Annotated in this window: 12 protein-coding genes; 7 read left to right on the top strand and 5 right to left on the bottom strand. The window is 70.0% G+C overall.

The genetic code is table 11. The annotated features are described in order from the left end of the window. Positions 1–285 precede the first annotated feature (285 nt). The 3 genes from KY462_14360 to KY462_14350 are packed head-to-tail and all read right to left on the bottom strand — an operon-like array spanning position 286 to position 2,090. Positions 286–1,347, bottom strand: coding sequence for a lytic transglycosylase domain-containing protein (locus KY462_14360; GenBank protein ID MBW3578893.1), 1,062 nt, complete (start codon positions 1,345–1,347; stop codon positions 286–288). 12 nt (positions 1,348–1,359) lie between these two features. Further along, on the bottom strand, positions 1,360–1,839 hold the full coding sequence (locus tag KY462_14355; GenBank protein MBW3578892.1) for a hypothetical protein: 480 nt from the start codon (positions 1,837–1,839) through the stop codon (positions 1,360–1,362). Next, entirely contained in the window at positions 1,836–2,090 is a 255-nt protein-coding gene (locus KY462_14350; protein ID MBW3578891.1) for a helix-turn-helix domain-containing protein, read from the bottom strand. The genes KY462_14355 and KY462_14350 overlap by 4 nt, the downstream gene beginning before the upstream one ends. Before the next feature lie 165 nt (positions 2,091–2,255). Here KY462_14350 and KY462_14345 point away from each other — a divergent pair, with 165 nt between their 5' ends. From KY462_14345 to KY462_14315, 7 genes are read left to right on the top strand one after another with little or no spacing between them, the layout of a single operon-like run. Then, positions 2,256–3,503, top strand: a complete 1,248-nt coding sequence (locus KY462_14345) for an AAA family ATPase (GenBank protein MBW3578890.1) — start codon at positions 2,256–2,258, stop codon at positions 3,501–3,503. Continuing rightward, entirely contained in the window at positions 3,500–3,796 is a 297-nt protein-coding gene (locus KY462_14340) for a hypothetical protein (protein MBW3578889.1), read from the top strand. Before KY462_14345 ends, KY462_14340 begins: the two co-directional genes overlap by 4 nt. A 40-nt stretch (positions 3,797–3,836) precedes the next feature. Beyond that, positions 3,837–4,550 carry a hypothetical protein gene (locus tag KY462_14335; protein ID MBW3578888.1) on the top strand — a complete coding sequence of 238 codons (714 nt, stop codon included), beginning with the start codon at positions 3,837–3,839 and terminating at the stop codon, positions 4,548–4,550. 2 nt (positions 4,551–4,552) lie between these two features. Further along, complete coding sequence (locus KY462_14330) at positions 4,553–6,058, top strand: hypothetical protein (GenBank protein ID MBW3578887.1); 1,506 nt, start codon at positions 4,553–4,555, stop codon at positions 6,056–6,058. Further along, positions 6,058–7,554, top strand: a complete 1,497-nt coding sequence (locus tag KY462_14325; GenBank protein ID MBW3578886.1) for a hypothetical protein — start codon at positions 6,058–6,060, stop codon at positions 7,552–7,554. Before KY462_14330 ends, KY462_14325 begins: the two co-directional genes overlap by 1 nt. Next, positions 7,551–8,801 carry an ATP-binding protein gene (locus KY462_14320; GenBank protein ID MBW3578885.1) on the top strand — a complete coding sequence of 417 codons (1,251 nt, stop codon included), beginning with the start codon at positions 7,551–7,553 and terminating at the stop codon, positions 8,799–8,801. The genes KY462_14325 and KY462_14320 overlap by 4 nt, the downstream gene beginning before the upstream one ends. A gap of 2 nt (positions 8,802–8,803) precedes the next feature. After that, positions 8,804–10,483 carry a type IV secretory system conjugative DNA transfer family protein gene (locus KY462_14315; protein MBW3578884.1) on the top strand — a complete coding sequence of 560 codons (1,680 nt, stop codon included), beginning with the start codon at positions 8,804–8,806 and terminating at the stop codon, positions 10,481–10,483. Positions 10,484–10,493: 10 nt separating this feature from the next. Here KY462_14315 and KY462_14310 read toward each other — a convergent pair whose 3' ends face one another. Both KY462_14310 and KY462_14305 read right to left on the bottom strand, forming a co-directional pair. Further along, positions 10,494–11,453, bottom strand: a complete 960-nt coding sequence (locus KY462_14310; GenBank protein ID MBW3578883.1) for a ThiF family adenylyltransferase — start codon at positions 11,451–11,453, stop codon at positions 10,494–10,496. A 362-nt stretch (positions 11,454–11,815) separates the two neighbouring features. Beyond that, positions 11,816–12,187, bottom strand: a complete 372-nt coding sequence (locus KY462_14305; GenBank protein ID MBW3578882.1) for a hypothetical protein — start codon at positions 12,185–12,187, stop codon at positions 11,816–11,818. Between the last annotated feature and the right edge of the window lie 3 nt (positions 12,188–12,190).

Here is a 12,190-nt window from a genome sequence, read left to right as displayed (position 1 = left end):
CGGCGGAGGACCGCCTCGGGAGTGCACGCTACGTGACGGATAGGTGTTCGGCAGGCCGGTTGCGTGCACTCCCGACCCCTGACGTCGCACCGGCGACCGCCTGCAACCGGGATTCTCGCGCGCCCTCTACGCACAAGGAGTTCGCTCCTACGCCTAGTTATCAGGCCGCACCACTGCGGACCTTGCCGGGTTGGGACGCGACGATTATGCGCGTCGAGGACGCGCCGGACTCCGAGTTGAGGCCGCGCAAAGCCACGGTTGCCGCGCGCCGAGTTAGCGACGGTTTCAGTCGTGCCCGGCGTGGACGTGGTCCAAGTGGGCGGCGTCGTGGAAGTACCCTGGGAGACCTGCGAGGGCCGGCCAGGGGCTGCCGATCTCGTCCGGACGTATCTCGGCTTCGAGAGCCGACAGCCACACGGTGAATGCGTAGGCCTCCGTATTGGTGGCGGTCACTAGCTCGCCGTTGACCCGGTAGACGTCGAAGGCTCGGCCGTACCAGTGGTTCGAGATGCTGCAGCCCTCGTACGAGCCGCCGCCGACGCACTTCGAGTGGCCGGTCTGGAGGCTCGACACCGACAGCGTCCACTGCTCGGTCGCGCGGAGCAGGACCGCCAGCACGCGGTTGTCGATGCGCCCGGCCTGGATGTCCTGGCGCCCCGCCTCGTAGATCTCCAGGCGCGGGCTGCCGAGAACGGCCGCGATCAGCACCGGATCGGCTGGGCCGGCTGGCGTGAGCGTCGCGTAGCGGGCGGCCCAGGCGAGCACCTCGTCGACGTACTCCCAGCTGTGGTTGTAGGTCCAGATCGCCTGGCGCAACCGCGCCGGGTCGCCACCACCGGCGCCGCACAAGTAAGCCGCCGCTGACGGGACGGCGTCGTCGACGTCGTGCGGGTCGGCCACGCCGTTGCGGTCGCCGTCCATGCCGACGGAGGCCCACGTCTGCGGGATGAACTGCATCGGCCCCACGGCGCGGTCGTAGATCTCGTCGTTGTCGTACAGGCCGCCGTCGCTGTCGCGAATCTCCTGAGTGCCGCCGGAGCCGCCGAGCCCCACGCCGATGATCGGCGGCGAGACCGTGCCGTCGTGTAGCTCGACGCCGCCGAGCCGGGCATGGTTGGACTCGACCTTCCCGATGCCCGCGACCACGCTCCATGGCAGCGTGGGGCAGCGGTCAACGACGGCCTGCTGGTAGAGCGCGAGCAGCCGAGCCGGGATGTCGTCGACCGCCTCGGCCGACGGCGCTCCGGCGATTGTGGCCTGCGCGTTGGCCGTCGCGATGACCGCGACCGGGAGGAGCAGGAGCCCGACCAGGCCGAAGGCCGCCAGCACGACCAGCCGCTTGATCATCGCTCCCCCGGGTCAGAACGCGGCGTCCTCGACGAGCCACCCGCCGTCGGCACGGGCGACCACGATCGTGACCACCTCCAGGCGCTCGCCGGCCGAGGTGGCGCGCCGGACCGCCACCTTGGCGAGCACGCGATCGGGCTGGGCGTCCTGGGTCGTGACCCCGTCGACCCGGACCCGGCTGACGTCGTCACCAGCGCCTTCCCTGCCTCCCAGTAGACGGTCAGCGAGACCGTCCGTGGATCCTTCGCGGACCCCATCCAGGTCGTCGCTGTAGAGCGCGACCGCGAAGGTTTCCGCGACGGCGTGCGCCTCATCGAGGTCGTTCGGCGAGGACAGCACCGTGAGGGCTTCGGCCTCGGCGGGCTGACCAGGACCGTCAGCGACGAGCGGCGACGTCTCCAACGCGGCGTCGGCCAGCCCGAACCACACGCCAGCGAGGACGAGCAGCGCGACCGCCCCGGCCACTGCCGCCCGCGTCTGCTGGGCGATCACGCGCTGTCCCGTTCCTCGTCCACGGAGCGGCGGCGGCTCGGCCGGCCGTAGCGCTCCGGCGGCTCCCCGCTGCCTTCGAGCTCGCCCCTAAGCCAGTCGATCAGGGCGCTGCGCGCGAACCGCCACTCCTTGCCGACGTGGCGGCCCGGCAGGCGTCCTGCCCGCGCCTCCCGGCGAACCGTCGCCGGCGGGACCTTTAGGAAGGCCGCTGCTTCCTCGACCGACAGCACGTCATCGAGTTCGTCGTTGATGCTCACCGGTGGCTCCCGACGCTATCCACAGCATCATAAGGCTAGCTATGTAGGTACTTCAAAGACCCTGGCAGAGTGAGAACGACTGTGGAAGGTTACAGATGCTTGACTCGAAGCTCTCAGACCGGTTGATTTCCGGCAGTCATCGCTTGGAGGGAGGGACTGATGGGGAGTTCGGAGACGAGGGTCGACGAGGTGATCCCGCTCGACGCGCTCGACCGAACGGAACCGGCACCAACGCCGCGTAGGAAGGCCGCACAGCCGAAACCGGAGGTCGCGCCACCGGCCTCTGCCGCCCCCGCGGCGGGCACGGTCCCCGGCGGAAGCCCCTCGACCACCACACCCGCACCTGCTGCGGCCCTCGACATCCCCGAACGGCCGTCACCGGCGCAGAGCAAGCCCAAGGACGCCGATCGCGGCGTAGCCCTCGGCACTGGCGCGACGTTTTCGGCGGCCGGCCGTACGTCGAGGCTCACCGCCGCGGACATCAGCGAGGATCGCTTGCTCCGCGCCACCTCGAGGCCGCCCACTCGCGGCTGGCGGCGCGCAGTCCATCGGATCTCCGGCGGGCTGGTAACGCCCCCGCCCAGCAAGGCAGAGCTGGAGGAGCGCCAGCGCATCGCGACGCTCAAGGGCTCCGTACGCGGGAGCCGGGTCATCGCGACCGCTTCAACCAAGGGCGGCGTTGGCAAGACCACCACGACCGTCAACCTCGGCCACACCTTCGCGAGCCATCGGGGCGACCGGGTGGTCGCTCTCGACGGCAACCCAGATGCGGGCAGCCTCGGCTATCGAATCCACCTCGAGACGCCGGCCACGGCCGACGATCTCCTGCACGAGATCGACGGCGTCACCCGCTACGCGGACATGCGCGCGTTCACGTCCCAGGCCGCCTCGCGCCTGGAGGTCGTCGCGGCTCCTGACGATCCGCGCGTCTCCAACGCATTGGGGGAGCGCGACTACCGGCGGCTGCTGGACCTGCTCGAGCACCACTACCAGCTGATCCTCGTGGACTGCGGGACCGGCATCCTCGACGACGCGACACGCGGCATCGTTGACCACGCGGATCAGCTCGTGGTCGTCACCTCGCCGTCGATCGATGCGGCCCGCGCGACGAGCTTCCTTCTGGACTGGCTTGAGAAGCACAACCACGCGGAACTCGTCGCCAACGCGGTCGCCGTGGTCAACGGCTGCCGTTCCGGCAAGGGCCTGGTTGACCTCGACGAGGTCGAAGCCCACTTCGCCGAACGCTGCCGCACCGTCGTGCGCGTCCCCTGGGACCGACACCTCGCAACAGGCGCGCGCACGGGACTCGACCTGATCTCCGCCCGGACGCGCGCCGCCTACGTGGAGCTCGCCGCGGCGGTCGCAGAAGGGTTTACCAGCACAACCATCAAGGAGGAGGCCCGGTGATCAGCACACTGCTCGCACAGGCGGTCGACGCCAATCCCGACATCTCACAGCTACCCGGTGGCGCGGTACTCCAGAGCCTTACCAACGGGATCATGGGGTGGGCGCTCGTTTTGTCCCTGATCGGCCTGCTGCTCTCGTCCGCCGCATGGGCCCTGGGAGCGAACTCACAAAACTACCAGTACACGGTGGCAGGGAAGCGGGGCGTCATGGTGTCGGGCCTCGCCGCGCTGCTCATCGGTGCAGCCCCCGCGATCATCAACTTCTTCTTCAACGCCGGCACGGGCGTCGGCTGACGGCCAGGTGACGACCCGACCCGGCAGTCGAGGACGGCCCATGGGCGGCCGCGCCGTCCGCGTGGGCGCGGTCATCGTGGCCGCGGTCGTTCTGTTCGGGGTTGGCGCCGCGATCGGTCGGGCTACCGCCCCCTCCGGTCCGGTATCGGCGGCGCCGACCCAGGACGCCGGGATGAGAGAGCCTCCGGCGTCGTCGGATCCCGGTCCGTCGACCACCGTCGGCGGCGTCCCAGTCGGCTACGAGCGCAGCCGCGAAGGAGCCGTGGCCGCGGCCGCAAACTATGCCGTCGTCCTCGACAGTCCGGCGGTGCTCGACAGCGAGAGGCTCGCCAGCGTGCTGCAGCGGGTCGCCGAAGAGGACGCTCGCGCAGACCTCACCGAGCGGTTCACGCGCATCGCCGCCCTGCTCGAGGAGCGACTGAGCCTCGATGCCACGACACGATCCGATGCCGGCTTCGTGATGCGCAGCGTCCCCGCCGGCTACCGCATCCTCGACTACTCGGACGACGAGGCCACTGTGGCGATCTGGGGCACCAGCGTGTTCGTGGCCGCCGGCCGCCAGGCCGTCGCTCCCGCGTGGGGAACCACCGAACTATCTCTGCGCTGGGAGGACGGCGACTGGCGCGTGCTCTCGATCGATACCGAGGAGGGCCCAACACCGCCGCTCCCCGGCAACGCCGAGAACGCGGCGCTCGTCGGCGCGCAGATCAACCGGTTCGAGCCCTTCTGGCACCGTCCGGCGACCGAGGGATGAGCATGCGCCGAGCGTCCCTGACCATCCTGTCGGTGCTCCTCCTACTCGTCGTCGTGTCATCGGACATCGCAACGGCCCAGGACGGTGACGCCGCACCGGGCCACCAGCAAACGCAGTCGCCGGCCCACGACGGAGGTTGCGACGGGCTCGTCTGGGGGCTCGAGCACCTCTGCGACGGCGTCACGGGCACCATCGGCAACGGTGTAGAGGCGGTGGTTGCCGGCGGGGCGAAGGCCGCACTCTCCGCGATCGTCGAATTCGTCGTCGACGGGGCCGGCTGGTTCCTCGGTCAGCTCGCGGGCCTGGTCGACAGGTCCACCCGCCCCGATGTCACCGCCGGGTGGTTCCAAGGCGCGTACCGGGACATGGCGGCGATCGCGCTCGTCGGGCTCCTGCCCTTCCTTCTCCTGGCGATCATCCACGGGATCGTCCGCCAGGACCCAGGCCAACTGCTGCGATCGACGTTCGTCTTCGTGCCGCTCGCTGCCCTCGGCACCGGGGCAGCGATCGTGATCGTCGACATGCTCGTCGCAATCACCGACGAGATGTCAACCTGGGCGGGTCGCTCGATGGGCAGCGACCTGTCCGAGTTCGCCACCGGACTGGGCACGGCCGTGGGCACTCTGGCCGGTCCGAGCGGGGGAGTCGCCGTCGGCCTCGCGGCGCTCATCGGTGCGGCCGTCATCGCGTTCGCCACGTTCGTGATCTGGCTGGAGCTCCTGCTCCGTCAGGCCGCGATCTACGTCGCCGTCCTGTTCCTCCCCCTGGGCTTCATGGCGATGGTTTGGCCCGCAACAGCCCACTGGCTGCGGCGGCTCGTTCAGGGACTGGTGGCGATCATCCTCTCGAAGTTCGTGATCCTCGCTGTCATGGCCCTGGCGGCCTCGGCCCTCGACGCGAACGTCGCGGAGGACGGCTATGGCGCGGTCGTCGCCGGTGGCGCGCTGCTGTCCCTGGCCGCTCTTGCGCCGTACGTGCTGCTGCGGCTCATCCCGGTGTTCGAGGCAGGCCTGACCAGCCAGTTCGAGGGCACCTTCCGCCGGCCCACTGCCGCGCTTGCACCGCCGAACGTTGGCCGCAGTCAGATCGCCCAGATGCTCCGCCAACGCGCCGGTGGGAATGGCTCGGGAGGGGCCGCCGGAAGCCCTGCGCTCGCGACGGTGGGAGGCGACGGCGGCGTGCTGGGCGGCATTCGAGCTGGTGGCACAGTAAGCCGGACGTCAGAAAGCGGTCTTGGAGCCACCGCCGGCGCTGCAGGCGGAGCGGCCGCGGCCGCCGGAGTGGGACTCGCCACCACCGGGGCGGACGCGGCACGCAAGGGCGCAGGTCGCGCAACCGCGACGGCCGACGAGGCCACGAGAGCCCCGGCGAGACCCTCGCACTCATCCAGCGGCCATGGGTCCTCGACCCGCCCATCCTCCCCGGTGGCGTTGCCGGTGGCCGATGCAAGGAGATCCTCGCCCCCGCCTCCGGAACGACCGGTTGTCATCGATGGAGGGGATAACTGATGAGCGCCGCCGGGACCCGTCGCTACGAGTTCGGCTCGGCCGCCGAGGACGACACGATGATCGTCGGTCTGCGCGCAGGACAGCTCGCCATCGTGGCGCTAGCGCTGCTGATCGCCGTCTTCACGATACGGATGGCGACCACACCCGCGGGGTTCGTCGCCGCCGCCACGGTGCTGGCCGTGGCGGCGGCGGCTGCGTTCTGGCACGTCGGTGGACGCACGATCGAACAATGGATTCCGATCGCCGCCCGCTGGGTCGGCCGGGTGGTCACTCGGCGCACCCGGCACCTGTCGGCCTTGCCCGTGCTCGGGGAAACGAGCGACGGAAAGCCGAACGCCCCGCCCGCCACGCTCGGCGGGGTGCAGATCCTGGCCGTGCCCCTCGACGGGGACAGCGGACCAGAGGTCGGAGTGATCTGTGACCGCCGCGTCGGCACGTATGCCGCCGTGCTCCAGGTCCGCGGACGCAGCTTCCAGCTGGCCGACACCCCCGAGAAGCAACGGCGACTCGCCGCGTGGGGCGCGGTCCTGGCCGGGCTTGCCCGGGCTTCCTCTCCCATCCACCGGCTGCAGTGGGTGGAACGGACGGTGCCCGATGACGGGGACGCCATGGGCCGCTACCTCGCCGGTGCCGTCAAGGTCGACAGCGGCTCGGCGTCGCTGCGGTCATACCTTGAGCTCGTCGACCGCGCTGGCCCTGCGGCGCCCCAGCACGAGACCTTCCTTGTCGTCAGCATCTCGGCCGCCCGCGCACGTCGGGCGATCAAGCAGGCCGGCGGCGGCGACCGCGGAGCCGCAGCGATCCTCCTGCGCGAGATCGGCGCGCTGCGACGTCGCCTCACCTCGGCTGAGGTCGTGGTCGACGGACTCTTGACGCCCCGCCTCGTCGCCGGTGCGATGCGGACCGCGTTCGACCCGCACGCGCGCGTCGGGCTCGCCCGCCGCGCGGCTGCGGCGGGTGACGAAGGCGGGACCGACCCTGCCAACGCCTGGCCGCTCGCCGCCGAGACGGCCTGGGGGTCGTACCGGACCACCGACGTCTGTCACGCGACCTACTGGGTCGCGAACTGGCCGCGCACGTCTGTCGGCGCCGACTTTCTCGCGCCGCTCCTCCTCGGCACGGCCGGGATGCGCACGGTGTCGCTGACGATGGAGCCGATCTCGCCGCTGCGCGCTCACCGCGAAGTGGAGCAGCAGGTCGTCAAGAGCATGGCCGACGAGGAACTGCGCCAGAAGGCCGGCTTCGCCTTCACCGCACGCAGGCGCCGCGCCCAGGAGGCCGTGACCCGCCGCGAGCAGGAACTCGCCGACGGCCACGCCGACTACCGCGTGGCTGGGTACGTGACCGTCACGTCCGAGACTGATGACGAGCTCGAGGCCGCGTGCGGCGAGATCGAGCAGGCCGCCCAGCAGGCGTTCCTCGAGATCCGCCGCCTCTACGGCCAGCAGGACCAGGCATTCACGTGGACGCTGCCCATGGCTCGGGGGCTTGGATGAAGAGCGGTCTCGGCGCCGGCGCGCACCGCGTGTCGACGGCACACCTGCAGGCGGCCTACCCGTTCGTGTCCGAGGGCGGGCTCGGCGGCGACGGCGTCTACGTCGGCCGCGAGGTCCTCGGCGGAGCGTTCTGCTACGACCCGTGGGTCCTGTACCGCAAGGGCGTGCTGACGAACCCGAACATGCTCGTCGCCGGCCAGGTCGGTCGTGGGAAGTCCTCGTTCGTCAAGACCTACCTGTGGCGGCAGCAGGTCTTCGGCCGCCGCTCGTGGATCGTTGACCCCAAGGGGGAGTACGGTCCGCTCGCCCAAGCCTGCGGCGTCGAGCCGATTCGCATCGGTCCGGGACTGCCCGTCCGCCTCAACCCGCTGGCACCCGGACCGTCCGCGTCGGCCGACCCCCCACAGGTCGACCGCCGTCGCATCTCCCTGCTGACCTCCCTCGCCGCCTCGTCGCTCGGTCGACCGCTGCAACCGGAGGAGCAGACCGCTTGCGAGCTCGCCGTCACGAGCGCCGCCGCGCGACATGGGGCTCAGCTCGTCCTGCCGCACGTCGTCGACGCACTGCTGTGGCCGGCGGAGGATGCGGCCCGTCGCGTCGCCTCCGACGCGCAGGCCCTGGCGGCCGCGGGGCGTCAGGTAGCTCTGGAGCTGCGCCGCCTCTGTCAGGGCGACCTGGCCGGGATGTTCGACGGCCCGACGACGTCCGGGCTGGATCTCGACGGACCGATGGTCGTGCTCGACCTGTCGGCGCTGTACGGGTCGGACGCGCTGGGCCTGCTGATGCTGTGCGCGACCGCCTGGCTTCAGGCCTCGTTGCAGTCTCGGCGCGACGACCGACTGATCCTCGTGATCGACGAGGCGTGGGCGATCCTCCGCCACCTTGAGATCGCCCGGTGGCTCCAGGCGTCGTGGAAGCTGTCCCGCCAGTACGGCGTGGCGAACGTCGCGGTGATCCACCGCCTGTCCGACCTGCAGGCCGCCGGCGCCGAGGGCTCCGAGCAGGTCGCCCTCGCTCAGGGCCTGCTCGCCGACTCCGAGACCCGAGTCATCTACGGACAGTCGCCCGCCGAGACCGAGCGGGCCTCGGAGCTACTCGGCCTCACCGACGTCGAGGCCGAGGTGCTGCCGGAGCTCGGTCGTGGCGTCGGGCTGTGGCGCGTCGGTGCCCGCTCGTTCCTCGTGGAGCACGTCCTCGGCGGCGGCATCGAGCGGACGCTCGTCGACACCGACGCGCGGATGGGCTGATCGTGTCCGGCGTCGGTAACGCGCGTCCGAGAGCGGGCGCGCGTGCGCCGGCCGGCTGGAGCGCCGGGCTGTCTCCGCTCGAGTCACTGGGCGGTCTTCTGCTGGGTGCGCTGCTGGTGTCGTCGGTAGTGGTCTGGACGACGGCCCAGGTCAGCGCGCGAGTCTGGTCAGGGACGTGGCTGCCGCTGAACCTCGGCGACACCTTCCCGGCCGTCGTCGGGCTGGCGAACGACCCGGGCCACCCCGCTGCGGCCTTCCCTAGCCCGGTCGCGAGCCTCGTCCCCGGTGCCGTTCCGTTCTGGAGCACGTTCGCTGTTCTGCTCGCGGCGCCGCTCGTGGTGACCGGCTGGGTGCTTCGCCGGCGAGCGTCGAGCCGAACCGAGGAGCAGACGGCGTCCGCTCGGTGGGCGACGAAGGCAGACCTCAAGCCGCTCATCGTCAAGAAACCCGCGCCGGGCCGGCTCACCCTCGGCACGGCCCACGGCAAGCTCCTCGCCGCGGAGCCGGGGCACTCACTGCTCGTGATGGGCCCGACCCAGAGCGGGAAGACGTCGGGCCTCGCGATCCCCGCGATCCTCGAGTGGGAGGGCCCGGTCGTCGCCACGTCCGTGAAGACCGACCTCCTCGACGACACCCTCGCGGCGCGCACCCGCCGCGGCGACGTCTGGGTCTACGACCCGACCGCCAGCATCCGCGACGTCACAGCGTCGACGTGGTCACCTCTCGCCGCGTGCACCACATGGCAGGGCACCCTCCGGACCGCGACGTGGCTCACCGAGGCGGCGCGCGAAGGCAGCTTCCACGACGCCGACTTCTGGTACGCGAACGCCGCCAAGCTCCTCGCACCCCTGCTCTTCGCGGCCGCGGCGTCCGGCCGCACGATGGCCGACGTCGTCCGCTGGGTCGACCTCCAGGAGCAGCAAGACGTCGACCTGGAGCTCGAGGTCGCGGGCGTGCCCGAGGCCATCGCTGCGTTCGCGGCGACGACGAAGCGCGAGGAGCGCGCGAGGTCGTCCGTCTACACCACGGCGGAGACCGTGCTCCGCGCCTTCGCGGATCCGTCGGTGGCGGGCTCAGCCGCCACGAGCGAGATCGATCCAGCACGGCTGTTCGACGGCGGTAGCCACACGCTCTACGTCTCGGCGCCGCTCCACGAACAGGCCCGCCTCCGTCCGCTGTTCACCGCCCTGGTCCAGACAGTGCTCATGACCGCCTACGAGCACGCCGCCGACGGCGGCCGCCTCGACCCGCCGCTCCTATTGGTCCTCGACGAAGCCGCGAACATCGCCCCACTCCGCGATCTCGCGCAGATCGCCTCGACCGCAGCTGGCCTTGGGATCCAACTCGTGACCGTGTGGCAGGACCGCGCCCAGATCGCCAACCGCTACGGCTCGTCAGCGCCGACGGTCGTGAACAATCACCGCGCGAAGCTAGTCCTCAGCGGCGTTGCAGATACCGGAACGACCAGTGAGGCGGCGCAGCTCGTCGGCGAGGCGGAGGTAGATCGACGATCGACAACGATCGATGCGGAAGGCCGGGTCAGTGCGACGCGGGCCACGCAGTCGCAGCTCCTGGCCACCACATCCGGAATCCGGACGATGCGTCCGTTCGAAGGCCTGTTGGTGTACGGGAACCTTCCATCGGCGCGCATTCGGCTACTTCCCTGGTTCGACAGGCGATAGCTCTGGCGGGCTAGAGAAGCTCGACAAGATCCCCGGCACCTAGGTTGCCTGATGGGTTACAGGTAGCGCAGTCGCGACGAGAAGCCGCGCCCACACGTCGGACGGTCCCGTCGCCAAGGCGGTAGACGAGCATCTCACCGCGGTTGTCACCGAGCGCTGTTGTGCAACGGGCTACTAGCTCGGTAACTCCCAGACTTGCGACGACGCCGTTTACGCTGACGACCGCTGGCTGATCGACGGGCATGTCGGCGATGTATCCCCGCTCGAGCTCTACCTCGCGGAGATGGGCGGGTAGCTGCTCCGCCCTCACAACGTCAGGATCGAGGATGCCGCGACACCACTCGCAGGGGCTGTCGGGCAAGAGCCAAGTTGCCCGGCCACCCGACGACCCGCCCGGACGTATCTGAACACCCAGGTCCAGAACAGGAACGTAGAACTGCAGGGCGAGTCGGTTCAGGACCGCGCGGCTTGACTGGTTGTCGGTACACCCCACCACGACGTCGCACTCCAACAGCTCCCGCGCGACGGCCGGATCCTCAACGCGGCCGTTGATGGGCTTGAACCCCGCACCGAGACGGCGTGCGACCCTGTGTCCAACCGCTGTCTTGCGGCGTCTCAGGAGCGCATCTCGTCGACGGCTCCCGACGAGGCGCGACAGGTTGGACGGCTCCACACGGTCGAAGTCGACTCCGACTATGCGTCGCACGCCGAGATGTGAGAGCTGGGTGGACACGTGAGAGCCCAGACCGCCCAGGCCCACGACCCCGACGACGAGGTCCCTTAGGACTGCGTTGCCGGCTGCTCCGAGAGCCAAGACTTGCCGGGCATCCTGACCGTCGGTTCCTCCCCTGGAATCCCCGTCTGGTTCGAATGTCCCCACGGGCCTGAGCGCCAGCGGGCGTCGTTGCTTTGAGTTCGGTGCGTAGTGTGATGCCTGGGCTCCGTCCGGTCCGATGACGACCGTTGCCACGTGCACCGTGGCCCTGGCTTGGAGACGGGGAACCAGCAGCCGTTCCCCGCCCAGGTCGGATGCTGAGAACTGGGGCGTGCCTTGCGCTCTCGGGTGGCTGTGCATGATGACGATGCACTCACCAGAGTTCCGCGCCCGTTTCGCTGCCCGAGTCCAGAACCGAGGACTTACCTCGAGGTGAGTTCCCAGTTGAACGAGGTACTCGTCAAGCGGGACGGGCGACCAGTCGCGAAGCAGCAATCGGGTGCCACGAGAGGACGTTACGTGGCCGGCGAATCCGACGGCGGCGCGCTCAAGCTCCGGGGTGGACAGGAGATCCTCTTGGATCTCTCGCCACGTGCCGGGGGGATAGCTCAGTGCAGTCATCGGTCCATCTGGAGGCGTCCGTTGCAGAAGCGTGCGAATCGGGTAAGGTCATCGGCGGCCGGGTTCCACGTTCTCAGATGCCATGAGAACCACAAGTACTCGCTGGATCCGATGCGTTGCGGACGAGCGTTCTGGGGTGTAGCCCCCGACTTCAAGCGCAAGTCTGGCCGCGAGAAGAAGCAGTCCGGTTTGCTCTGCGGATAACCCTGCGCGATGAGGAAGCGGATTTCGGTCGTGGGTGGTTCCCAAGCCTTGCCAGTAGCGACGTCTGGAACGACGCACACCCGTCCGATACCGGCCACGGTCTCGATGTGCGCGCCGGGGAAGACGCCTCGGAGCGCCTCGAGTTCCGCCTCCAGTGAACGCATCGG

It is taken from the genome of Actinomycetota bacterium (genome assembly GCA_019347675.1).
Lineage (GTDB): Bacteria > Actinomycetota > Nitriliruptoria > Nitriliruptorales > JAHWKO01 > JAHWKW01.
The sequence above is the reverse complement of the archived record's forward strand: the minus strand, read 5'-3'. Positions and strand labels throughout refer to the sequence as shown.